The following is a 24,505-nucleotide window of genomic DNA, read 5'->3' as shown; positions in this document are numbered from 1 at the left end:
CATACGGCTTTATACGAATTCATCAAATTTTAAGATTTCAAATTCGGATTCCAGAATTTTACCGCCGGATTTCATTATTTTGGGTTTTTGATTTTTTTAATTGACATCGCAGCCGATTTTTTAAGAACATCATCTAGCGACACCTGTATTGTTTGCTAGAAATTTGCCTTGATAGAGATCTCGAGTCCTATATTTTCTGAACAGCAAGGAGGAATAAAATGACTGCAGCAACCAATAAAAAAGCAAGCCCCAAAACGGCGGCAAAAAAATCTGTCGCTAAAAGCACACCATCAACCGAGTTTGCGGTTTTTGCGCCGGACGCCCGGGAGATATTTCTGGTGGGAGATTTTGTCGACTGGAATATCGGGAAGCACAAAATGAAGAAATCCAAAACCGGACACTGGACGAAAAAGGTGCAACTGAAACCCGGTCGATACGAATACCTTTTCGTGATTGACGGCAACTGGCAGTGCGACCCGGAGAACAACAACCGTCAGGCCAACCCCTTCGGCTCTGAAAATTCGGTATTGGTCGTCTCCTGATCAAACACAGAAAATTAAGCAAAAAAAAAGGCGGAGCATCGGAATGCTCCGCCTTTTGGGATTTTTCATCGGCAACAGCCAGGGATCACTCCCCAGCAACCGCGATCTTGATCATTTTGTCGCCAAGCTTCAGGCTCTGGCCGAGTTCCATTGATATTTTTTCGACCTTGCCGGCCACTTCACTCTCCACCGGGGTCTGCATTTTCATCGCCTCAAGGATCGCCAGCCGATCCCCCACCGCAACCACCTGGCCGACCTCAACACTGATCTCGCTTACATTGGCATTGAAGGGAGCCCGTAAATCACCGGCCTTTGCCAGGTCGACAATCTCCTCTTTGGAGAGCTTTGCTTCCTTGGGGGCACCGTCGCCAACGGTTTTTTCCTGAAAGAGATAGACCCGCTCATGGTGATCAACATTCAGATACACGTTCCATTCGCCATCTTCACTCTTTTCCTTGGGACCGATTTCAATCACATGTTCCTTGCCGTCATGATCTCTGAATTCAAGGGTCTCGCCAAGTTTAAATCCACCCCGGCGCAGAAAAATTGACGGGGGCAAAACATAAGTGCGCCCGTATTTCTCTTCGAATTTGAAGAAATCAACCGCATCGTTCGGGTGCTGCAGATAGGTCACCAGCTGCTGTTCGGTGGGAGCATACCCGAGACGCTTGGTCAGGGTTGCCCTCTCCTTTTCGATGTCCATATCTTCAATATCTTCAATCCCGCCTTCCTCTTCCAGGATCTTCTTCCACTCCGGACCGAAAACCTTCTCGTAAATCCAATCAGCCGGCTGGTAGAACGGGAACGGCCCGTATTTTCCCAGGAGCACGTTTTTCAGATCACCGGTGGGATTTCCATAACGGTCCCCACCGAGAACATTGTTGACTGCGGTGGTCCAGAGGATCTGGGAACCGGGGGTCACACTCCAGTAATTGCCGAGATCGACCTGGACTTTCGGCAGTTCATCATGGAGAATTTCCGGCATTTTATCGAGGAAACCGCCCTTCACCGCCTGTTCGAAACTGCTGCCCATGGCGCCGCCCGGCAGCTTGTGAATCTGGACAGTCGGCGAAAAACCTTTGAACTGCGACTCAAAATACTCGTAATGCTCCCTCTCACCTCGGAGCACCTCGGAGGTCTCAATCACGGCCCCTTCATCAACCCCCGCCGTCTCATACCCCATATCCTTCAATCCCTGGATGACGCTCAGGATGGGCGGGGGGCCATAGTAGCCGGTGAAGGCGTGGTCCGCGGCATCAACAATTTTTGCGCCGTTCCGGACCGCTGCCATGATCCGGCCCAGATCGTTGCCGTCGGTATTATGGCCATGATAATGAATCACGATATCCGGATATTTATCCTTGATGGCCGCCACCAGCTCACCGATTCTTTTCGGGGTGCCGAGACCGCCGTGATTCTTGATACAGAGCAGGATCTCCTCCCCGGTGACATCAAGAATTTCGCCGACCTTTCTGACATAAAACGCATCAGTATGTTCCGGTCCGGTGGAAAAACAGATACAGGGTTCCAGGATCTTGCCGGCTTTCTGAACCTCCTCAAAAACTGCGAGCATATTGGGGATATGGTTCATGAAATCAAACACCCGCCACACATCGACATATTTGGCAAATTCCCTGACCGTCAGCCTGATCACATTTTGCGGATAGGGGCGATAACCGAAAAGATTGACTCCCCGGCACAGGGTCTGGAACATGGTGTGCGGCATCTTTTCCCGAAGCAGCTCAAGCTTCAGGAAAGGATCAACCTGTTTGCGCAGAATATCGACATGTACGGAAGCACCGCCGGTGATTTCCAGCGAAAAATAATTCGCCTTCTCCCTTGCTTCCGCGGCAAGCAGATCGGTGTGCAGCAATATTCGGTTCTTGAAATCAGACTGGGAAAGATCGCGGGCCGTGTTGGTAATAAAATACCTGTCCGTGCCCTTCATGATCTTTAACACCTCGGTAATACTCATACCGGTTACAATTCTATCCATAACAGCTCCTGTATTCATGCCCTGAACCGGAAGATTTCGGCAATTCCGGCAATCCATTTATCTTCTTGTCAAATTGCGTAAATATTTTCCTGCTCGTGATGAATTTCGGCGATCAGACCTGCCATCTTGTTCACCTCGGATTCAAACTCCTCGTAATCCATGAGATGGGAATTGACTTCCAGAAAGGAGGTATCAAAATCACCCTTCTTGAACTGGGGATCGTTCACCAGGTTCAGGTAGAAGGGAATGGTGGTTTTCGGCCCCACTATCACATAGTTCTTGAGGCAACGGCGCAGACGGTCGACAGTTTCATTCCAGCTGAAGCCGAACACCGTCAATTTGACCAGCAGAGAGTCATACACTTCCGGAATGGTGTATCCCTGATAGACAAAACCATCCAGCCGCACCCCGTAACCACCGGGAGAACGATACACGGAAACGGTTTTGCCGCCTTCCGGCATGAAATTATTCTGGGGATCCTCGGCATTGATCCTCATTTCGATGGCAAACCCCCTCATCCTCACGTCCTTCTGACTGAAGGAAAGATCTTTCCCGAGAGCAAGTTTGATCTGGGTCCTGACGATGTCAATTCCCGTCACCATCTCGGTTACCGTGTGCTCAACCTGGATTCTGGTATTGATCTCCATGAAATAAAAATTCATGTCCTTATCAACCAGGAATTCAACCGTTCCGGCGTTGAAGTAGTTCGCGGCTTTGGCTGCAGTAACCGCCGTGTTGCAGATCCTTTCAACAAGATCCTGGTCCTTCAGAAGGGCCGGGGCAATCTCAACAAGTTTCTGGTTGCGCCGCTGGATCGAACAGTCGCGGGAACCAAGATGAACGGTGTTTCCTTTTGCATCGGCCAGAATCTGCACTTCGATATGCTTGGGGGTAACAACCACCTTTTCCATATAAACGGAATCGTCGTTGAACGCCGCTTTGGCCTCCGACCGTGCAATCTTCACTTCTTCACGAAGCTGGGCTTCATTCTCGACCCGGCGAATCCCCCTGCCACCGCCACCAGCCGTGGCCTTCAACATTACCGGATATCCGTACTTGGCACCGAAAGCCACCGCTTCTTCCACACCCTCGGCGCCGGGCTTAAGGTTCTGGGTACCGGGAACCATCGGGATGTTTGCTTCAGCCATAATCCGGCGGGCTTCAACTTTATTGCCGAGTTTACTGATCACTTCGGAGGATGGACCAATGAAAATAATCCCGTTCTCCTCACAGGCTCTGGCGAATCCTGCATTTTCAGCAAGAAATCCATAGCCGGGATGAACCGCATCGACCCGGGCCTTTTTGCAGGCCTTGATAATTTTCTCAATACTCAGATAATCACACCGTGGCCCATTCCCAAGCCAGACCGCTTCATCGGCTATTCTTATATGGAGGGCATTATTGTCAGGCGTTTCGTATACCGCGACTGCAGTATGCCCTAACTCCTGAATTGCACGGATTATGCGGATGGCAATTTCGCCCCGGTTTGCCACAAGTATTTTCTTTTTCAAAGGAACACCTCTAATAAAATTATCGCACCACCAGGCCGGAATGTCCGATAGTATTTTCTACAAAATAGTATGGGAGGGATGAACGTCGGCAGCACTTATCTTCTTAAATTGACGAAATGATCAACGGCGGAAATTATCACATTTACCCATCACAGGCAAGAGTAAAATAATATCCATTTATCGAGCGCAATCATCCCCCCACAGTTTCTCCTGCAATCCCCCCCTCCGGGATGTAACAGCGTCAAGAGCCACCCTCAGGACATCTTCACTCCCCCAGATTTCAATCTTTTCCCTGGCCCTGCTGACCGCTGTATAAACCAGCTCCCTGGTCAAAACAGGAGACTTCTTGTCAGGCATAACCAGAATCACCCGATCGAACTCGGACCCCTGACTCTTGTGAACGGTCATTGCGTAACAACTTTCGTGCGGTGGAAGACTCAGCAAACTGACCGACCTTACTCCCTCTGATGCCCGGAAGAAAGCTCTCAAGTGTTCATGGTGCCCGGGGTCTCGCGCCACCACTCCGGTATCGCCGTTAAACAGCTCGAGCTGATAATCATTTCTGCTGACCATTATCGGCTGCGCCTGATGATAGTTCATCTTCCCGGAAAGGGTCAGATTTCCCACAACGCTCTTCCTGACAAAAGCGTTAATCCCGGCGACACCAAACGGGCCGTTTCGCAAGGCGCATAAAATCTGGAACTTCCCCAGAGATGCCAGGAGTTCTCCGGGGAGAGACTGTTCCGAAGTATTCCACCAGATTTCCCGAAGAATTTCTCGCAGCAACGATTCAATCTGGTCGGGGTTCGTACACTCGCGCCAGATAATCTCGGGACACTCTTCGTCATGTGCCAGCCGCAACACTTCATCACCGTTCCCAACATTTACCGCTCTGGCCAACCTGCCGACACCACTCTCCGCCGCAAATCGAAATCCTCTCCGGAGCCCCACCAGAGAATCGGCAAGACCGCCTTTTTCCTGTCCCGAAAGATCAAGATCATCAGTTTTTGCCAGAATCGTGGCCTCCGAAATAAAGCTCCTTGAAAAACAGTTCATCATCGAGCGGCAGCAGATATCACCAAAAACCGCTCCCGGCTCAACAGAAGACAACTGATCCCGGTCACCCAGGAGAACAAGCCTGCATTGCTCCGGAAGGGCACGGACCAGTTTCGCCATCAGAGGTAAATCGACCATTGACGCTTCATCGACCACTACCAGGTCATAGGGCAATCGGTTATCACCATGATATCTGAAATTCGGGGCATCTCTGATCACTCCCAGCAGCCGGTGGATTGTGGTCGCCCTGACCGGGATCCGGGATCGAAAATGACTCGGACTGTCGAGCAGACTGAGAGATTTGGCAATTGACTCCTGAAGCCTCATAACCGCTTTACCGGTTGGCGCAGTCAGCGCTATCCTCATGCCGCAATCCCCTGAACACTCAACCAGGAGTGCCATGATCCCGGCGACAGCCGTTGTCTTCCCGGTGCCGGGACCACCGATTATGCACGTTACAGATCTTCTCAGCGCGGAGAGAGCTGCCAGTCGATGCCATCTGAACTCACCCCCTTCGTCCGGGAAAAGACGATTCAGGATTTCATGCGGTGCGCCGTCACCATCTCCAAAATCACCTCTAGACCCTCTCTGCAGAAGAAACGAGACAATCTCCTCTTCGTATTCCCAATATCGTCTGAGATAAAGCCGCTCATTCTCAAGCACCAGCGGGGTTACGAGTTCCGTGCCGCTTCCGGCAACGACCGAATTGGCAATTTTCTCGTGCCAAACGTCGAAATCAGGGAGGCAAACATCCACTCCTCCAGCCCCCCTGATTTGCTGTCCGGCCCATTCCCGGAGATCTATACAACCATGACCTTCCCGGGTTGCCAGACTGACCAGCTCAGCAGCCGTTCGGATTTCGGGGTCTGTTTTATCCGCAAGCCTGGAAATAAGACTTCCAAAATAACGGTCGAGAGCATTAAAATTCAATTTTTGATCCATCGGCATGAGCCCTGGGTTTTATTCTTTATTATCAAGCATTCCTAATATAATTTATATGGAGATTCCACCTTACCTTTTGTAAGCTCCGGGGACAACACGGGACATCGAAAAACACTTATTAGGCAATATAATCAACAACTTGCCCCCACAAAAACTCACATCGAAACAGAGGAATCAACAGATCAGAAGTATCGCAACAGCAATCATAAACATATTGAATCATTCAAAAAAACAGCTTAACATTCTGCATGTTTTCTGATACAACATTTTCTGCGGTATTATTCAGCCAGAAGGGCATATGGCAAAATAACAGACCTTTTTTTTATGGATAACTGTTAAGGAGATTTTCCGTGACAGACTTTATTATTACAGCACAAGCGCAGGAAAAAGCCGGCAACCTGATTGTTAACGGCCTGATCAAGGCCGGGGTTCGAACAGCTTTGTTGATAGATTCCGCTGGTAACGTCCTGGCCAACTGCGGGCATGAGCAGCAATCTATTGATATCGATGCCATCTCACTTGCTGCCCTGGCCGCAGCGAGCCTGGCTGCCACCTCACAGATCGCCAAACTCATTGGTGAAGACGATTTCTCCCTTCTCTTCCATAAAGGGAAAAGCGGGAATATCCATTTCGGCAGAGTCGGTGAAGAATTGATTCTGATCACCATTTTCGGCGATGATGTCTCACTCGGTCTGATCCGCTGCAGGGTTGCAGAACTCGCCGAGTCTCTCGAGGACATATTTGAAGGGAAATAATGGCACTCATAGACCTTAGCAAAAAAGAAGTTCATTGCAAGGTGGTTTACTACGGCCCCGGACGCTGTGGAAAAACCACAAACCTCTTGTATATCCATGAAGCCATGGCTGAGAAAGACCGTGGTAAAATGCTTACTATCGACACCAAGGGAGATCGAACTCTCTTCTTCGATCTTCTCCCACTGAATCTGGGAAAAATATCCGGCTTTGACATCAGGATTCAGCTTTATACGGTTCCGGGGCAGGTCATGTATGAGGCAACCCGCGCCCTGGTCCTGAAAGGAGTCGATGGACTTGTTTACGTGGCCGACCCTCTGAAGGTTCGCCAGGAGAGGAACATTGAAGGCCTCGCCGACCTCAAGCGCAACCTGGAAAAGCACAATCTTGACATGATGAAAATGCCACTGGTTCTTCAGTATAACAAACGGGACCTCTGTGACACGCCGGTTCCGACCCTTACCATTGAAGACCTGGAAAAAGACCTGAATTCAGAACTTAAAACGGTCTATTTTGAAGCTGTGGCAACAACCGGCATCGGAGTGTTCGAAACTCTAACCGAAATCACCAAGCGAACTGTTCGGTATGTCGCGGAAAAACATCTGCTGACCAAGATCTAAAGCTGAGTTAAGCAGCTCGTCTGCTCGTATACGAAACTTATACCCGACGGGTATAAATCGCTGAGAAGGAAAAGACTCGGTTGTTACCGGATTAAAGTCTCTGCAAAAAAAAAAATTAACCCTCGGTTAAAAACCAAGGAGAAGGATCGATGACAGATAGGGACGAACTGTTCAAAGGTATCGACGATGCTACAGAAAACCTTTTTGGCCAGTATGTCGTAAAATCCGGGAAAACAACTATTAATGTCGGTGACAACAAACCTGAAGCACCCTCAACAAAACCTGCGCCAAAACCTGTCGCGAAACCATCTCCTCCGCCCCCCCCCGAACCTGAATTAGTACTTGATCTTGAGTCATCCTCTTCGGAACAATCCCGCGAGGCAATTCTCGACGAGATGGAACAGGCGATTCTGACCATCGACTGGGAGGTCAGCCCGGACAATATCAACCAGGCGCGGAACATTCTCGGGCGCCTGATCAAATCAACAGGACTCTCTCCTGAATCACCAGCCGGGCAGGTTGCCAGGCAGATGGACACCGTCCTGTCCTCAATGATCAAATCTCCCGAAAGCACTCCGGTATCCGCCCCGAGCCAGTTAAAAAATGCTCTCCAGGCCATCCGGGCCGCAATAAATAAGGGACCGCAACTCGATTCGGAGACCAGAAAGATGCTCTCGACTGCTCTTTCCGATCTTCATTCAGCCGTTTCCAGCAAAGTTGCTGTTCAGGGTCCGACTCCCAAGACAGCCCGGCCGACAATGCCTGAGACCGTCAAGTCGCCTGAGCCAAAGGAACCGCCCGTTCTTGAGATGGAGCTCAGTCTTGAATCAGACGAAGAACCTGCAGGAGGAGGCCCGTCAGAGCCGGTACCTACTGTACTGTCGCAGGTTTTACGAGGATACGCCCAGGCTCTAGATGTGGCGATCAGAAGAATTGCCCCGATGGAAAAGCTTTTTTCTGAGCGTCCCGGCATGGAAAAACTCTACAATGTCAACCGCCAGACCCGCGAAAAGCTCACCAACCAGCTGGAGCTTCTTGCCACGACCTTCTCTGCAAATTATTCAAAATACAGCGGTATCGGCACTGTAGAAAGCTGGCTTGAATCTCAGCTTGACATCCTGATTCCATGTGTAAAAAGGATGGCCAAGCTTGAAAAACTTTTCAAAAAAACATCAGGGTATGAAAAACTTCATGAGCTGACCGGCAAGATCAGAAAAGGACTCTCCGAACAGGAAGAGGCCATCACTGAAGCTGTTGGCGGCACCCCGACCGATCATCAGTTTGATTTGACCGGTGAGTACCCCACCCTGCAACCGGCCGACACCCCAAAGGCAGGCCCTCCTGCGGCAGTCGTCTCGATTTCAACAGATCCGATCGCCCTTGTCAAAGAATCCATTGAGCTTGCCATGAGCATTGAAATGGGCTCGGCATACAATGTGGTGAAAACAAGCCAGGATTTACGTGAGAATCTGGAAAGAGCACTCAAGGCCATGTCCAGTACTTCCTTTGTATCACCAAGCGCGGCTGCGGCCGCCAGCACCGCAATCATGGCCGCCCATAATGCCAAATGCCGTTGGGACTGGCTGTTAAAATCCACATGGGGAGGCCAGCTTGTCGGTTTTGCTCCTGAGCAGGTTGCCTACGAAGGTCATGCGACTTTTTCCGCAAAAGCATTCAGAGACAAAACCACCTTCCCGCTGAAAAAATTGAAATCCATGCCATGGACCAACCTGCAGAATCTGTTCAGTGGAGATCTTGCCGACGAAGACAAGGCCACTCTCAACTCCATGGAACTTGAAATTGCCCGTCCACCAGACACCTTCCCTGGTTCATCCCAGAAAAAACTCCATATGATCATCCTCTATACGAAAGGCAAAGGGAAAATCTTTCTTCTCGACTCTCCCACCGACCCCATTTCCGTTGCTGATGAAGGCCTATGGAAACCTGGAGTTCCCGGCTCCGACATTGCCGGAACCCTCACATTCTATGGGAGCACGATGCCGGTAATTTCTATAGATTGATGATTGCTTTTCTTCCGGCTGGAACTTTATTTCAGATGATGATACTCTGAAATCCTGGAGCACAAAGTTTGAAATCATTTCAGCAGATGGTGCTTATATGTCCACATCCGACCCAAAATTCGACCTGGATGCCAAACTTCTAGAAGCAGACCTTTACATGCAGCACGGGTTGCGTGAAAATGCAGCCGACATTTATAAAAGCATTCTGGCCCATATTGAAAATCAGGACCACCCCCGCCGGGCAGAAATTGAAAAAAAAGCACAGGCTGCATCCCCTGGCGCAGCACAGCCTCCCCCCACTGCAGCGCCACTCGGTTTCGAACCGGAACAACGTTACGAACAATGTCTTGGCCTCATCGAAGCAGGGTTCCAGGCAGACGCCATTGACGAGCTTAAGGTTCTTCTGGACCGGAATTACCGCCCGGGAGCAGTCAATGCCAAAATTGGAGAATGCCTTCTCTCCGAGGGTGAACCACTTGAAGCTCTGACCCACCTCAGAAACGCCTTGGCAGATCGCACTCTCTCTCAGGAGGAGAGGCTTGATGTCATGGACCAGTTGGCCTCAACCTATGAAATGACCGGAAATGTTCAGGAGTCAATCAACTCCCTCAAGTCGATTATTGCGGTCAAGCCAGACTTTCGCAATGCCCAGCAGCGTCATGATGATCTGGTCAAGAAAATTGAAAAATTCGAGCGTTATTATCATCTGTACAAGGAGCACCATATTACCGAGGAGCAGTTTGATCGGGCAAAACAGATCGCTGTCCAGCGAAACAAGAACTTTGAGTCGGTCCTGCAGAACGATTTTGAAATAGACAAGGCAGATATCGGCAATTCAATTTCCGAGTTTTTCAAGTGCCCCTTTGTCGAGTTCAGTGAACTCGAAGTCGGACCTCCACCCAAATGCCTGAAAACCCTGAAAGAGAATTTCTGGCGAACCAATAAGTGTATTCCCATCAGCGAAGATGGGAAAACCATCAGGATCGCTACGGAAGACCCCCATGACCCGACCATGAATGCCAATCTGCGTTCCATGCTGAAGGGGCATCTTCTCGAATTCGTGGTTTCTTTTCCGAATGACATCAACAAGTTCACCGATTACTTCCATGGCAAACATGACTCGTTGACGGATGAAAGCAGTGATGTTTTCGGCGAACTTGAGCTTGTCGAAGATGATCTTGACATGGATGCGGAAGACGCTTCCGAAGACTACGGCGGCGACGCCGAAGGGGTTGTGGTCAAGGTCGCAAACAGAATCATTGAAGAGGCTTACGCCCGTAACGCTTCGGATATTCATATCGAGTCTCTGGTCGGGAAAAGAGGGGCTCTTGTCAGATTCAGGGTCGACGGCGAATGTTCAAATTTCCAGACCATTCCCTTCAATTACAAAAAGGCCCTCGTTTCCAGGATCAAGATTCTTTCCCGACTTGATATTGCCGAAAAACGTCTGCCCCAGGACGGTAAAATCAAGTTCAGAACCAGAAGGGGGCGAAACATCGAGCTCCGCGTTGCCACTCTGCCGACTGTCGGCGGTAATGAAGATGTGGTCATGCGTATTTTGGCCGGGGGTGATTCCCTGCCCCTGAAGAAGATGGGGCTGCATCCCGACAATCTCGAGAACTTCAAGGCTCTGATCGAAAGGCCATATGGTCTGGTTCTGGTTGTCGGACCGACAGGTTCCGGTAAAACCACCACCCTGCATGCAGGACTTGGTTATATCAACCGGCCGGAGAAAAAAATCTGGACGGCGGAAGATCCTGTGGAAATTGTCCAGGATGGCTTAAGGCAGGTTCAGGTCCTGCCGAAAATCAAACTTGATTTCGCCAGGGTGCTTCGCGCTTTCCTCCGCGCTGACCCGGACGTAATCATGGTCGGTGAAACCCGTGATGAAGAAACGGCAAATACCGTCATTGAAGCAGCCCTCACCGGCCATCTGGTCTTTTCAACCCTGCACACCAACTCTGCGCCTGAAACCGTTACCCGTCTGCTCGGGATGGGAATCGACCCCTTCAACTTCGCAGACTCCCTGCTGGGTGTTCTCGCCCAGAGGCTGATCAAACGACTCTGCCCCCATTGCCGACAACCCTATCAGCCTGACCAGGAAGAAATTGACACGATTATCAAGGAATATGGGAATCATCCGACCAAGCCGCTCCAGCTCGAAAAAGGGGCAACCCTCTACCGTGCCCGGGGCTGTGTTCACTGTCAGAAATCGGGTTTTAAAGGGAGGCTTGCCATCCACGAATTGCTGATCACAGATGACAACATGCGCACCAAAATCGAGAAGAATGCCCCGGTGGCTGATATCCGCATGGCGGCCATGCTGGCAGGGATGAGAACCCTCAAACAGGACGGAATCATCAAAGTCATCAATGGAGACACGGACCTGCATCAGGTGAGCTCTGCCACGATGAAGTAGTGCCCTGAGCCCAGGATGCTAACCTGGCCTATTATACCTGCAAGGCCGTAAATGTCATGCAAGAGTCCAACTGCCTTGACTTTGTCACGCGCCAGAGAGTATAAATTACTCTCCAAATTATTTATCTGCTGAACAAACTACAATCCAGATTGTTAGGATTGGAACCGATAATCAACTATCGCAATAAACCAGAGGAACCGCGACCTGATGAATAAGATTCTGCTTGTTGATGATGAAAAGAATTTCCTGCTCAGCCTGGCTGATATGCTGAAAGCAAATGAGAATGAATTTGAAGTCGTCACTGCCGGAGATGGGCGGGAGGCGGCAAAAATTATCGATAAAGGGGGCATAAACATGGTTGTGACCGACCTGAATATGCCCGAGATGGATGGTTTTGAGCTTATGGCTCACATTACCCATGTCAACTCGGATATTCCGGTTATCGCCATGACTGCATACGGCACACCGGAAATGGAGTCACGGCTCATGAACATGGGCGCTTTCCAGTACATAGAAAAACCTATCGACTACAACTCCCTTCTCCATAAAATCAAGGAAGGCCTGAAATCCGGCACCAAAGGCCATGTTTCCGGCATTTCCCTTCCTTCCTTCATGCAACTTCTGGAACTCGACAAAAAAACCTGCACTCTTCATGTAACCAGTCATGAAGGTAAGGGAAGCATGTTCTTTCAACAGGGTGAACTGATCTCTTCAAAAACCGGCAAAATGGTGGGGCAGGAAGCAGCATTCGAGATCATCAACTGGGACAATTCGGAAATTGAGATCGAAAATGTCTGCAAATTTGATATTGCCAAACGAGACATTAACGTCCCGATGGGCTTCCTTCTCATTGAAAGCGCCCGGATGAAAGATGAAAAGAACAAGCCCAAGGAAGAACGGGAGAAAGAGGAAAAGATAGAACCAGCCACTGAGGCCCTCGAAGGTGTCGATTTTGACAATATTGGTTTCGCCACCAAGGAAAGTGAGGCCAAGAAGGAAACAGCCGTATCGACACCAAGCCCCAAAGCTGCTGCGGTGGCTCCTGAAGCAGAAGTCCGGAAAAGCCCTCTTGAGATCCTGTCAAACACTATCATAAATGCCAACGGTGTAAACCGGATGATCATCATATCAGGTAATGGCACCGTTCTGTCACATAATAATATTCCGGTCAAAGAGTTCGGGGCATTTACTGCTGCCGTCACGGGCGCTTCGATCAAAATCCGGAAAATACTCGGCTTCACCGGGCCCAAGCATATTGTTGTGAATCACTCAAACGGTGAAAAGATACTCATCATAGTCGGTGCCCAGGTGGTGGCGGGGATCGGTCTTGATTCCGATTGCGAGCCGGAGCCGATCTCCGAACTGCTGAAACCAACCGTTTCCAGGTTGCGAGCCTAAACGAAGCCATCATCAATACGCTTTAGAAGCTAACCATTACCAACGGAAAGAGATATGCAAGACATACTTAACGAGATCAAAGCGGTAGGTTCAGTAATCGGATCATATATTCATATCAATGGCGTTGCAGAAATCCATTCCGACCTCCCGAAAATATTCTTGAAAAAAATCAAGGAGGTCGGCCTTTCTGTTGACCGGGTCATTAAGGTTAATGAGTCAACAAGAATGCAGGCCAACAACATTGAACTGACCTACGATGAGGCAACCATTCTGATCAGGCCCATCGACATTGATGCATCCCTGATCACCTTCTGCGAAACAAAAGCCAACAAGAAATTGGTCAATATGACCACCGGGATGCTGGCTAATGAGTTGAGAGACGCGGTAGTAGCGATCAGAAAGGGTGGGACCACGAAAAGTGCCGCTCAGAAACCAGCCCCTGTCACCCAACCGGTTCAGCCCCCTGTTCAGCAAGCCCCCCCGGAACCGGTTCAAACCGCGACCATTGATGTCAACAAAATTCTGCACGGAGGACCATTGGCCAAAAACCTGCAGGCATTCCAGGATGCCCTGGCCATGGCAATCGGGCCCATAAGTGATATGGTCATGAAAGACACCGTCACCTCATGGGCAAGAGCCGGAGAGTGCAGCACCGCGAGGCTCCCAAATCTCGTAAACATGCTCTGCAAAGAGATCGACGACAGCTCACTTGAAAATGAGTTCAGGCAGGCAGTCGCAAATCACATGAACTGATTCCATAAAATCTTCTTTCACTCTTCGGGGACATGTTTTACGCCGACAAGCTGCTCAACTGAATCTTTTCACCCTGCGGGTATAAGTTTCGTACGAGCAGACAAGCTGCTCAACTCAGCTTTTCACCCTGCGGGTATAAGTTTCGTACGAGCAGACAAGCTGCTCAACTCAGCTTTAAAATGAAAGAAGTGCAATTGCAGATCCCTGCGGCAGATAGCGAACTACATGAGACTTCGAGCTTCGGGAATGCATTTTACTTTGCTGGTTCAAACAAAAAAACGGGGCGCAAAAGCACCCCGTTTTTTTTCATCACCTGTAACACTGCAGCTGGACTCTAATCGGTTCTGCTGAATCCGACCCTTCTGTTCAACTCCTGATTCTCGGGGCTTGTGTTGGGCACCTTCGGCCGCTTATGACCATAAGCGGCAACACTCAGCCGGTCACCTGAAACACCAAAATTCTCAAGCAGATAGTCCCTGACCGCCTCAGCGCGCTTCTTCGATACTTCTTCATTCTGCGGTGCATCACCGACATCATCGGCGTGTCCGCCAATCTCAAACCTGACATTTTTCATGTCCGGCCGGTTCATTGCCTGCCCTACAACAACAGACAGAACATCTAAAGCATCCTGCGACAGGGTGGCGCTCTTCTTGGAGAAAGGAACATCAAGACGAATGATGGGCGCCTCGGCATGAACCATCGGGGCAGGGGTTGGTTTCACTTCTTTTTTTGTTTCAGCCGGGGCGACTTCGACCGGTGTGACTTTTGCGGCAACCGCTTTCTTCAATGGCGGAGGAGGAGCAGGAGGCTCGTTCCCGGTCGCCTGTTTGTACTTGGCCCGGGCATCCTTCAATGACGCCTTGGCACGTTCGTCTGCGCTATCATGCTGCAAACCAAGCTGGTACGCGACCACTGCTTCCCGGTAGTTTTTCAGCAACATCTGGATATCACCGACACTGAAATATGCCTTGGCATATGAGGAGTCCAGTTCAACCGCCTTCTTATACTGATCGAGGGCATCTTCGTACTTGCGAAGTCTCTCCATGGTATAACCGTATTCATAGACAATGGCGACATCGTTCGGACACGCCTTGACCCCTTCACCGGCCATATCTTTCTTTTTCATCAGGGTCCGCTCTTTGCGGATATTATCGTACAACACCTTGCAGTCCGCAGAAAAAACGTTGCTGACGGCAACAAGCCCGACAAAATGGGTAACCAGAACCAACCCGGATATAACTTGGAATTTTCTCGTCATAATCATTTTCGTTTCAACATTTTGACAAGACTTATCCGCAAACGATCAATTGAGCGGGCAAGCGTCGCCACCTCATCCTTCATTTTCGATGTCAACAGACTCTTGTCAAGATTACGCCCGACGCTGACTTCTTCCGTTCTGTTGCAGAGTTCCATGATCGGCTTAACGATACGTGCATCCAGGAACAGCCAGATGGCGATCAGACCGAGAAGCATGGTTCCGGCACCACCGGCGAACAGGATCAACGCCTGTAGTTTGGCGGCCGCAACCGCCGGAGCCATTGGTACGTAAACAATGTAGGCTCCGAAAATATCACCAAGTTTGAAATTATTGTCAAAGCCTGCCTCGCCATACATCTCAATCATATCCTTGGGAGCCGTTGCCGGGTTTTTATGACATTTCAGGCAGTTCTCGGCATCCATCTTGATGGGCCGGGCCTTGAAATAGAAAAGCTCGCCTTTTCTCGTGGTTTTCCCGGTCTGCTCCTGAAGATTAATATCGCTCTTGAATTTGTTAATGACCGATTCTTCAAAAAGGTCCGCCTTGTTTGGCGGATGATGGGGCAGCAGGGAGGCCTGGCGGAACTCAAATCCTTTAAGCTCCTTGGCGTTGATCATATCAATGGTTCGCCGGGTGATACCGAATCCGGACTGAAGTTCCGGATAAAAGCGGTCTCTTTCAACCAGCTCAACAATCAGGGGGCGCTGCACCGCCATGAAGTAGGCCCGGCTCGCCTTGACGTAAGCGTCAATGATTCTGGCCTTGGTATCGGCATCTTTTAATGAATTCTGCATGCTGTATACGTATGCAAAATATCCTATACCGGAAAGGGCGAGCAGGCCAAGAATCGCCATCATGATAACGAACTTGGCCCTGATGCCCAATGCTTTGTGTAATTTGGCGACAGCCATTCAAGACCCCCTGTAGTTATTTTGGCTATAAATGTTCAAATAGCTGTATGAAATTAGTTTAGCATACCATGTTTGTCAAGCATGATAGCTTAAAGAACCTTTTATTTCCAGCACTTTACTATTGATGATACACAGGTTCCGAGGACTCGCCGTTTCCACCCGGAGGAGGACATTTGGGCATGGTCAGATTCACCGTTGTTCCTTTGTCCTTTTCACTGCTGATCGTGATCCCGCAATTCATCTGGGCGAGCATCTTCTTGGAGATGACAAGACCGAGTCCAGTTCCATGCGGTTTGGTGGTGTAGAACGGCTTGAAGGCATTTACAATGAGATCATCAGGCATTCCACATCCGTTATCCTTGATTGAGAGCAGAACCACGTCGCCAACCGCCTCACCGATTATTTTCAGGGTCGGGTTCTCCCTGCCGTCCAGGGCATCAAGGGCATTGGCAAGGATATTCATCGATACATGCTGCAGGGCTCTGGTATCGACACTGACCCAGCGTCCTTCCGGCAGAATGTCGATGTTGATCTGGATCTTTTTCTTCCTGACATCGGCACCGAGCAGCTGGGTCAGGCTTTCAAAAAACTCCTGGAGATTCACGGAAACCGTTTTCGGTTTTTCAAACATGTTGAAATTTTTAAAGGATTTCAGCAGAGATTCCATTTTTGCGGCATCATCCGCCATCCGATCAATATAAATCTTGATCTCCTCCTTGGAGAACTTTTCAAGATTGTTCTTCAGAACCGTGAGCGCCATCTTGACCGAATTCAGCGGATTGCCGATCTCGTGCCTGATCCCCGAAAAAACATAACTGATGTTGTTCATCATCTCGGAAGCTTCATCAATTGCCTCAAGCCTGCTCTGGTCGGTGATGTCCTGGATGATGACTGCCACATACTGGGAGATTTCCTGAAGGCGGTAGATGGTGTAGCCGAACGTCCGGTGATCGCAGTTCAGCATGGTCCTTTTACTGCGGGTCTTGCCGGGATTTTCAACCTGCTCCAGACCGCTGAACATCATCGAGTGCAGCTCTTCAAAATCACAGGAGGTATGCAGGAATTCAAGGATTTTACCGGCGTACCTGTTCCGGTAGAAAACCCGACGGTTGACCATATCAAGAATTATGATGCCGGTTTCGATATTCTCCAGTACCTGCGAAAAAATGTCGGCATCGGTGTAGACAGTCGCATCTTTCATTTGTCATCCTTAATAAATCTGGGCATAAATCTAGTTTTTTATATCTTTTTCAAGAGGTTATGTCAAATTCTGCCTGCGCCGACCAAAAAAATATCCCCCCTGATTCATCCTTGCCCGGCAGCCAGCAGCCGAGCCGCCTTTAATACCACTTTTACGTCAGGCACATCGTGGTAAATCCCATAATGTTGTCCACTATCATACCCCACTCCCCGCAGGAAAAGATAGTAGACACCGCCGAAGTGCTTTTCATAGTCATAGCCGGGGAGTCTCCGCTCAAGATAGCGATGCAGGGCAACGGTGTAGATCAGGGACTGAAGAACATACATTTCATGAACCATGACCTGATCCAGAACCGCTCGGGAATAATCTTCACGCCCATAGCCAAGATGGTTTGACTTCCAGTCGACAATGTAAAATCTGCCGTCATGGCAGAACATCAGGTCGACATAGCCCTTCATAAACCCATTCACCCGCTCCGGACATCCGGAAGAGTCCGTCACGCTTCTCGCTTTCCGAATCCCGAACTCTTCAGAGAGGAGAGCCGCCAGAGCATCGACATCAAAACCTGCGAGGGGAAAATAAAATTCCAGTTCATCAAGACGGTCCTTCCGGGTGATCTCGGCGAGGTGCATATTCTGCCTCCCTCCCGGCAGGGGGGTGTGCAGAACTTGAGTCAGCATGGAGTCAACCGCAGGTGACCACTCGGGGGCATATCCTGCCGCAACCAGGTACTTCCTGACCCAGGACTCGCGGGCGCCGGTGTCTGTCAGAGTAAAATCAAGATTTTCAAGAAGCGTATGGAGAAAAGTGCCCGCCCCCGGCCCCTTTGGAAAATTTCTGATATCCCTGTAAAACTGCACCCCGTCATCTCGATCTCCCGGCGCTCCCGGAAAAACGGCATACGCCTCACCCGGTTCATTCGCTATCCCCCTCGCGGCAATAGAACCAGGCAAATTTTCATCCCGGCCCCCCAACCTCTCCTGTTCATCTTCGGTTTCGGGAAGATTGAATCCCGCTGCCGGAAATCCTCGCCGCAGATATGGAACGCGAAGTTTATCGGCAAGGGAGGAGAAACTCGAAATCTTCCACCCGGAATCGATGAAACCGCTGAATTCCGGACACTCTCTCAAGGGTACGCTATCCGGTGGCTTTACCGGGAAGGCCGGAGCATCTTCAGCCAGGGTCCTTACCCGGATATTTTCCCCGGCCGCAGCCACCAGCCCGACAACATCAGCTGCAATTTCACTGTCGGCAAGTGTTTGCAGAATGGCAAATGAGTCTGGAGCACAATCATCACGCATCGCACCCTTCCGGTGGTGCAGGAGATACGCCAGAGCAGAGGTTTCCGCACCGTTGAACGGCCCCCAGAACAGATAGCAGCGCTGGACCGCCCGGGTCAGGGCAACATAGAGAAGCCGAAGGTTTTCCGCCAGCTCTTCAGCAAACGCGGCCTCTCTGCTGATCGCCAGATCGGCAGAGCCGATATCCATGATCAGCTCGAATCCGCGGCTCCGGTCATGGTAGAGAAACCCGTTGCTTCCGGCGACCATCTTGTTGTTCCTGATTTCCTTGAGCCGCGATCCCTCCCAGCAGTATGGGCAGAACACCACCGGATACTGGAGTCCTTTTGATTTGTGGATCGTGACGATCTGGACAAGCGCCGCGTCACTTTCCAGCCGCAGCTGGTATTCTTCAGGAACCCCCTGCCCGGTATCGGAAATCGCCTCCGCCAGATACTTGCATAGCCCTGTTATGCCGAGTTTTCTCTCAACTGCGGCGAGGTGCAGGATCTCGTGCAGATGGAGGATGTTGGTCACGCTCCGCTCACCGCCGGCCAACCTCAAGAGGCGGGGGCGGACCCTTTCCCCGGCGAGCAGAAAAGCGAACATCCCCCCGAAACCATGCTCTTTCCACCGGGTGTGATAGGATCTGAATTTCTCTATCCAGGTCGACAGCTCCTCCCCATCACCGTTCAAATGATCCAGTTGATACCCGTCCAGTCCGAAAATTCTTGTTGCCAGGGCAGCCCGCAGGGTCCGGTTGTCCCCGGGGTCTGCCAGCGCCTTGAGAGTCAGCAGCAATTCTTCCGCCTCCCGGGAGGCAAAGAGGCTTTCCGAACTGTGCAGAACGCTTGCCACCCCAGCTTCAGCCAATGCTTTCTGGGTTTGCCTGGCCTCATTGTTGGTCCTGACCAGAACGGCAATGTCCCCGGCGCTAAGAGAGGCCCCGCCAATAGTGGCCCTGCCCTCAGCCCCTGCCCCGAGCAGCCTGGTGATCTCGCCTACCAGCCAGGTGAGAATCCTTTTCCGGGCGACTTCCTTCCCCAGCAATTTGTCCGGATTGTCCCCGGCGAGCCTTTCCAGCAGCATCATCTGGAACGGCTCTTCCTGCCGTCCGTCAAGCAGGAGATGCTGGTGATCTTTCTCAACCGGCCACCGGGCATCCTCGAACGGAATTTCTGAAAAAAGAAACGGCCGCGGGTGTTTTGCAAAAAAAGCGTTGGTCGCGGTGATCAGACCGGGCACCGAACGCCAGTTATGTCCCAGGGTAAATCGCGACTTCACCTCCCGGACCGCCTTGATGTAGGCAAAGATATCCGCTCCCCGGAAACTGTAAATCGCCTGTTTGGGGTCACCGATCATCAAGAGCAGTGACTCCGGGCCGGAAAATATGGTTTTGAATATTTCATACTGGACCGGATCCGTATCCTGGAATTCATCGATCAGAGCAACGCGGTATCCGGCGCGCACCGACGCCGCGAGCTCTTCCCCTCCCTCACCTCTCAAAGCGAGGAACAGATCCTTCAGCAGATCATCAAATGAATGACGCCCTCCCTCCTCCCTGCCTCTCACAAGCTCCCTGCGTACATACCGGAAAAGCTCACTCTTAAGGGAAATGATATACAGCTCATAGAGATCGACAACCGCATCCCGACTCTTCATCAAATCGTCGCACTGGCTGAAAAACCGATGTTCCGGGGGGGAACATCCTTTATTCATCGATTGACGGAGCGACGAAAGGGTAAATTTATGAAAGTTATCAAAGAGATCAAGATTCGGAACCGCGCCGGCAGCCAGCCGGTCGAGAAGAAGAATCCAGCCCGGAATGCTCTTCAGCGGATACTTTTTCCGGTTCAGCCCCTCATCCGCCAGCAGGATCCCCGGAACCTCATCTCTGACAAGAAGCCATTGCGAAATTGTGGATTCATATATTCCCGTGAAATCATTTTCGGCGGCTTCGATTTCCCGCTGCAGCTCCTGCCCGTCAACTTCCGGGATGATCCGAATGTCATCCCGGGCGTAATAGGCGCCCAGAAATTTTTTCAGCTGCTCGGGAAGAAGCCTGTTCAGGCAATAGGTGGCAAAAAGCAACGATGTCTTGTAGAGTTTTTTCCGGAAGTAGTCCTCGGCGATCTCCCGGACAAACGCCTGTTGATCGGTGATCAGCTCCGAATCAAGGAGCAGGCCGCATTCCAGAAAATTGTCTTGAAGAACCCTCTGGCAGAAACCATGAATCGTAAAAATCGGCGCCTCATCAAAATTCTGCAGGGCGCTATTCAACAATCGCGATGCTGCCGGATGATCACTTGCCGCCTCGGTCAGCGAGGCGATGAAACCGTCCTTTGCCTGCCCGCCGGCAAAGGCCAGGCCGGCCTCGACGATCATCTCCCTGATCCGGGCCTTCAGATCCGAAGCCGCCGCCTCGGTGAAAGTAACAACCAGAATCTCTTCAATGGGGTGTCGATATTCGACAAGCATCCGGACCACCAGCCCTGATATGGTATAGGTCTTGCCGGTGCCGGCGCTGGCATCTATCAGGTGGGCTCCGGTTGCAGGGGCCTGCATGATCTCAAAACTGCTCACCGACGCCCCCCTTGCTCAAGAAGCGGTCCGAAAAACCTGATGGCGATCTCCGCAAACTCACGGTCGAAGGGATCCGTCTCACGAAAACAGAGCTTGTAATAAGGGTCCCCGCCCTCTCCTCTTGAAAAATCGCTGCCCCGCCAGACTTCTTTTGCCCGGGCAAAAGCGGCCTCTTCACCTTTTTCAGCCAGCTTCTCGGCAAAAGCAAATGAGGCCTTCGGGAAAAAACGTACTATCTTTCTGGTTCCGTCCCGGTAAATTTCAAGCAGCTCGGCGAGAATTTCCCGGCTGTTGTCAACTGTGTCGAGCGTAAACGTTTTATCGATGCCGACCACGACAGTCTGTCTCTCTTCACTCTTCCCCGGCAGACAGTTGAAAAACAGATGCTTGAGCCATCCGGAGACCCGATCCTCGGCAGTGATGGCGGCAAAGCGGTAGATAACCTGTCGGCCTGTTTCACAATCGGCGATGAGACTTCCCGTGACCCTCCATCCCCCTGCCTCGACCACCCGCTCCTCCGCCTCCGCGTTTGCAGCAGAACGGTAACCCTTGACCCTGTCGGCCATTGCCGACACCTCATCCCTGAGTCTCGCGCTTTCCGCCCGGCCGACACTCCCGTGGGGCAGAATGCCGCTCAACCTCAGAAGATCAAGGCTGTCATCAGGAGCGCTCCCTGAAAGGAGTTTGTCCAACAGCCAGCTTCCCGCCTGGTATCTGTCCAGACCCCCCAGAGAAAAGCTCTCGCTACTCTCAAAATCATGGCCGTTCCGGTCGATTTCCAACCCGAGCCGGTTGCGGCAGAAATATTCCGCCGGCCTTCTGAAAAACCTGAGCAGAGACTGAAGATCAATCTCATTCCCGATATCGGGCGGCAGCGGAAGATCTCCGCAGAGCAGGGGCGCCGCAGGCACGCCTGCAGACAGCGCCGATGCCGCCCGATATCCGTCTTTTCCATAACTGATCAGCCGGGCATCGCTGCCATCGAAATATTTTCTGCTGAAGCCATGCATTGGATGACGAAGAACCGGATCAGCCCGCCCGTTTCCCGCCTGGTCCCGGCAGGGTTTCAGACCGTCGAGAAGTTCACTCACCAACGCCGATGGCAGTCGCGTCCCGCCATCCTTGTTGGATTGCCCGACAAAGCTGATATACAGGATCTTTCTGGCGGAAAGCAGGGTTTCCAGAAACAGATACCGATCGTCATTCTTTTTCGATCGGTCACCAAGCCGGGGGTTCGCCGCAATCAGGTCAAAACCTGGAGCGCCGCCGATTCTCGGGAATGCCCCTTCATTCATGCCCAGCAGACAGATACATTTGCACGGCACGGCCCGCATGGGCAGTAGTTCACAAAAAGTGACTGCTCCGGTCAGAAACCCGGTCGACAGCCCACCTTGTGCAAGGTCATGGTCGAGGCAGGACCGGACCACATCAAAATCCAGAAGCTCCCGGTACTCAGCCCCAGCCTGTTTTTCAGCCAGGGAGGCAATGACCCTGACGAGAAGAGAAAATTCCTGTTGCCGGTCAATTTCCGGTTCAATCATTTCCTGCAGCAAATCCGCCAGCAGTTCCGACCAGCCGGCAAGATCTCTTTGTTGCCGGATTTCACCGGTGAAGAGAAAGAGCTTCTCCGTGAACTCGATGAACCGGCCCAGAATCTCGCTCTCATTCCCCTCAATATTGTCGGCGGGGAGAATGTCGGCAAAGACCCGGCTGCCGTTACCCGCCATTGCATATCCAAGCAGGAGCCGGTCCAGACCCTGGCGCCAGGTGTTGTCAACAGTCCCGGGCAGACCCATTTCGACCTTGCTTTCCGGGTCAATCCCCCAGCGCACATTCACATCGGCAAGCCAGCTCTCGATCCTCGCAAAATCCTCGCCGGAGAAACCGAATTTCCTCAGCACCGCATCATGCTCAAGAATTCCAAGAACCCGGCTGACCTCAAAGCGGCTCCTTCCGAGGTCAAAAATATCCTGCACGGCGCGCACCAGAACACCTTCATTCCCGAGTTTGCGATCGGCAATGCTGTAAGGGATGGCCACCCCTTCTTCGGGAACGGAAAACACGGCCTGGATCAGCGGACTGTACGCTTCGATATCCGGCATCATGACCAGAATATCGCGCGGCCGAAGATCCGGATCATCGGCGAACATCTTCAGGATCTGATCATAAAGCACCTCCAGTTCCCGCATCGGACTGTGGCACGAATGAAACTGGAGAGACCCGTCACCTCCGGTCAGTCCACACTCCCCATCCGGTCCGGACCTGAGATGCAGGATATCCGCCTGAACCATTTCAAGCGCCGTCGCCCCGGAACCTTCAGCAACGGGATCGACAAACAGGTCATGCTCCTGCCACTCCCCGCGTTCGTGGAGCAGGGTGATCAGTTCACGGCCCTGCCGCCCGGTTGAAGCCAGCAGAGAGTTTCCTTCGACCAGGTGGAGTTCTTCCGGTTCCCGGTTGAAGCCGACGGCAAGTTTGTTGATCCGTTTCCCGGAAACAATATCGTCCCAGTATTCCCGACAGGGATTCATGAAGAAAAAATGAATATCAACCGTTGCTGAAAGGGCCGTCATAATATCGAGATGATATGGCGGAATCGAGGAGAGTCCGAACACCGAAAACCGCCCCTGCGCAAAAACCCCTGCCGCGGTGCCGTTATGGATCGCCGCCAGACAACGTCCGTGCAGTCCGGCACGGTGGATCACTCCCCGCTGGCAGTCGTCCCTCCCCTGCAGATACCGCCATAAACGGGCCTGCCAGTTGCTCTCCGCCCCACGTTCCCAGGCGAGAATCATTTCCGGCCGATAAATGGTATACTGGTCATAAAGGTCGGCCAGGCGACCTGCCAGGCGGAACATCTTTACGCCACCGGCTCCCTGCAGATAGCGTTTCAGGATTTCGAAACCGGGTTCGGAAAGAAGCGGCGGCAGCACCTTCATCAGCTGCCATTGCAGAATATCCCGATCAAAAACTTTCGAAAAATCTTCTCCGCCAAGCACCTTGCGAAACACCCGGTCAACAAACTGGTTCGGGAACGGGCAATCGAGGTTCGCGCAGATTCCGGTTTTCCCCGCAATCTGCATGGAAAGCCACCGGGCCATCCCCCCGCTCTGCAGGACAACTGTTTCCGGAAGCATGGGGGGCAACGGGTCGTCGGTGACCAGACGACTGAACGCATCAGCGAGAATCTCCAGACGGTTACTGCTGTATAGATGAAGCGCCATGAGCTGCCCGATGCCTGAAAGATTTATTGAAAACCACG

The 24,505-nt window shown here is 51.5% G+C and carries 15 protein-coding genes; 7 read left to right on the top strand and 8 right to left on the bottom strand.

Annotated elements, in window-relative coordinates:
* The first annotated feature begins 218 nt into the window (after positions 1-218).
* The gene (locus KKG35_08205) at positions 219-542 is read left to right on the top strand and encodes a glycogen-binding domain-containing protein (protein ID MBU1738112.1); all 324 of its coding nucleotides are present in this window, start codon (positions 219-221) and stop codon (positions 540-542) included.
* 85 nt (positions 543-627) lie between these two features.
* Here KKG35_08205 and KKG35_08200 read toward each other — a convergent pair whose 3' ends face one another.
* The 3 genes from KKG35_08200 to recD all read right to left on the bottom strand — a co-directional run bounded on the left by KKG35_08200 (position 628) and on the right by recD (position 6,047).
* Complete coding sequence (locus KKG35_08200; protein MBU1738111.1) at positions 628-2,538, bottom strand: pyruvate carboxylase; 1,911 nt, start codon at positions 2,536-2,538, stop codon at positions 628-630.
* Positions 2,539-2,606: 68 nt separating this feature from the next.
* Entirely contained in the window at positions 2,607-4,049 is a 1,443-nt protein-coding gene (locus KKG35_08195; protein ID MBU1738110.1) for an acetyl-CoA carboxylase biotin carboxylase subunit, read from the bottom strand.
* A gap of 177 nt (positions 4,050-4,226) precedes the next feature.
* Complete coding sequence (gene recD, locus KKG35_08190; GenBank protein ID MBU1738109.1) at positions 4,227-6,047, bottom strand: exodeoxyribonuclease V subunit alpha; 1,821 nt, start codon at positions 6,045-6,047, stop codon at positions 4,227-4,229.
* A 362-nt stretch (positions 6,048-6,409) separates the two neighbouring features.
* Between recD and KKG35_08185 the strand changes: the two genes are divergently transcribed.
* The 6 genes from KKG35_08185 (at position 6,410) to KKG35_08160 (ending at position 14,010) form a co-directional block, all read left to right on the top strand.
* A complete protein-coding gene (locus KKG35_08185) occupies positions 6,410-6,802 on the top strand; it encodes a roadblock/LC7 domain-containing protein (protein MBU1738108.1) in 393 nt (130 codons plus the stop codon).
* Entirely contained in the window at positions 6,802-7,419 is a 618-nt protein-coding gene (locus KKG35_08180) for a gliding motility protein (protein MBU1738107.1), read from the top strand. The genes KKG35_08185 and KKG35_08180 overlap by 1 nt, the downstream gene beginning before the upstream one ends.
* A 149-nt stretch (positions 7,420-7,568) precedes the next feature.
* Positions 7,569-9,440 (top strand): hypothetical protein, encoded by a 1,872-nt coding sequence (locus KKG35_08175; protein ID MBU1738106.1) that lies wholly within the window; start codon positions 7,569-7,571, stop codon positions 9,438-9,440.
* A gap of 1,012 nt (positions 9,441-10,452) precedes the next feature.
* Complete coding sequence (locus KKG35_08170) at positions 10,453-11,859, top strand: GspE/PulE family protein (protein ID MBU1738105.1); 1,407 nt, start codon at positions 10,453-10,455, stop codon at positions 11,857-11,859.
* Between the two features lie 207 nt (positions 11,860-12,066).
* Positions 12,067-13,257, top strand: coding sequence for a response regulator (locus KKG35_08165; GenBank protein ID MBU1738104.1), 1,191 nt, complete (start codon positions 12,067-12,069; stop codon positions 13,255-13,257).
* Between the two features lie 54 nt (positions 13,258-13,311).
* Positions 13,312-14,010, top strand: coding sequence for a hypothetical protein (locus KKG35_08160; GenBank protein MBU1738103.1), 699 nt, complete (start codon positions 13,312-13,314; stop codon positions 14,008-14,010).
* A gap of 334 nt (positions 14,011-14,344) precedes the next feature.
* Here KKG35_08160 and KKG35_08155 read toward each other — a convergent pair whose 3' ends face one another.
* From KKG35_08155 to recC, 5 genes are all read right to left on the bottom strand, one after another.
* Positions 14,345-15,268, bottom strand: coding sequence for an OmpA family protein (locus tag KKG35_08155; GenBank protein ID MBU1738102.1), 924 nt, complete (start codon positions 15,266-15,268; stop codon positions 14,345-14,347).
* Between the two features lie 2 nt (positions 15,269-15,270).
* Positions 15,271-16,179: a DUF3365 domain-containing protein gene (locus tag KKG35_08150; protein ID MBU1738101.1), complete on the bottom strand. Its 909-nt coding sequence runs from the start codon at positions 16,177-16,179 to the stop codon at positions 15,271-15,273.
* A 118-nt stretch (positions 16,180-16,297) separates the two neighbouring features.
* The gene (locus KKG35_08145; GenBank protein ID MBU1738100.1) at positions 16,298-17,380 is read right to left on the bottom strand and encodes a HAMP domain-containing histidine kinase; all 1,083 of its coding nucleotides are present in this window, start codon (positions 17,378-17,380) and stop codon (positions 16,298-16,300) included.
* A 104-nt stretch (positions 17,381-17,484) separates the two neighbouring features.
* The gene (gene recB, locus KKG35_08140; GenBank protein ID MBU1738099.1) at positions 17,485-21,243 is read right to left on the bottom strand and encodes an exodeoxyribonuclease V subunit beta; all 3,759 of its coding nucleotides are present in this window, start codon (positions 21,241-21,243) and stop codon (positions 17,485-17,487) included.
* Positions 21,240-24,467: an exodeoxyribonuclease V subunit gamma gene (recC, locus tag KKG35_08135; GenBank protein ID MBU1738098.1), complete on the bottom strand. Its 3,228-nt coding sequence runs from the start codon at positions 24,465-24,467 to the stop codon at positions 21,240-21,242. Before recC ends, recB begins: the two co-directional genes overlap by 4 nt.
* Between the last annotated feature and the right edge of the window lie 38 nt (positions 24,468-24,505).

The organism is Pseudomonadota bacterium (genome assembly GCA_018823285.1).
Classification (GTDB): Bacteria; Desulfobacterota; Desulfobulbia; order Desulfobulbales; family JAGXFP01; genus JAHJIQ01.
This window is presented reverse-complemented; position numbering and strand designations above follow the sequence as displayed.

Excerpts from the sequence above, each read along its gene's own strand:
- KKG35_08205 (MBU1738112.1), top strand. The coding sequence starts at position 219 with ATGACTGCAGCAACCAATAAAAAAGCAAGCCCCAAAACGGCGGCAAAA.
- KKG35_08200 (MBU1738111.1), bottom strand. The coding sequence starts at position 2,538 with ATGGATAGAATTGTAACCGGTATGAGTATTACCGAGGTGTTAAAGATC.
- recD (MBU1738109.1), bottom strand. The coding sequence starts at position 6,047 with ATGGATCAAAAATTGAATTTTAATGCTCTCGACCGTTATTTTGGAAGT.
- KKG35_08180 (MBU1738107.1), top strand. The coding sequence starts at position 6,802 with ATGGCACTCATAGACCTTAGCAAAAAAGAAGTTCATTGCAAGGTGGTT.
- KKG35_08175 (MBU1738106.1), top strand. The coding sequence starts at position 7,569 with ATGACAGATAGGGACGAACTGTTCAAAGGTATCGACGATGCTACAGAA.
- KKG35_08170 (MBU1738105.1), top strand. The coding sequence starts at position 10,453 with ATGAATGCCAATCTGCGTTCCATGCTGAAGGGGCATCTTCTCGAATTC.
- KKG35_08165 (MBU1738104.1), top strand. The coding sequence starts at position 12,067 with ATGAATAAGATTCTGCTTGTTGATGATGAAAAGAATTTCCTGCTCAGC.
- KKG35_08160 (MBU1738103.1), top strand. The coding sequence starts at position 13,312 with ATGCAAGACATACTTAACGAGATCAAAGCGGTAGGTTCAGTAATCGGA.
- KKG35_08155 (MBU1738102.1), bottom strand. The coding sequence starts at position 15,268 with ATGACGAGAAAATTCCAAGTTATATCCGGGTTGGTTCTGGTTACCCAT.
- KKG35_08150 (MBU1738101.1), bottom strand. The coding sequence starts at position 16,179 with ATGGCTGTCGCCAAATTACACAAAGCATTGGGCATCAGGGCCAAGTTC.
- KKG35_08145 (MBU1738100.1), bottom strand. The coding sequence starts at position 17,380 with ATGAAAGATGCGACTGTCTACACCGATGCCGACATTTTTTCGCAGGTA.
- recC (MBU1738098.1), bottom strand. The coding sequence starts at position 24,467 with ATGGCGCTTCATCTATACAGCAGTAACCGTCTGGAGATTCTCGCTGAT.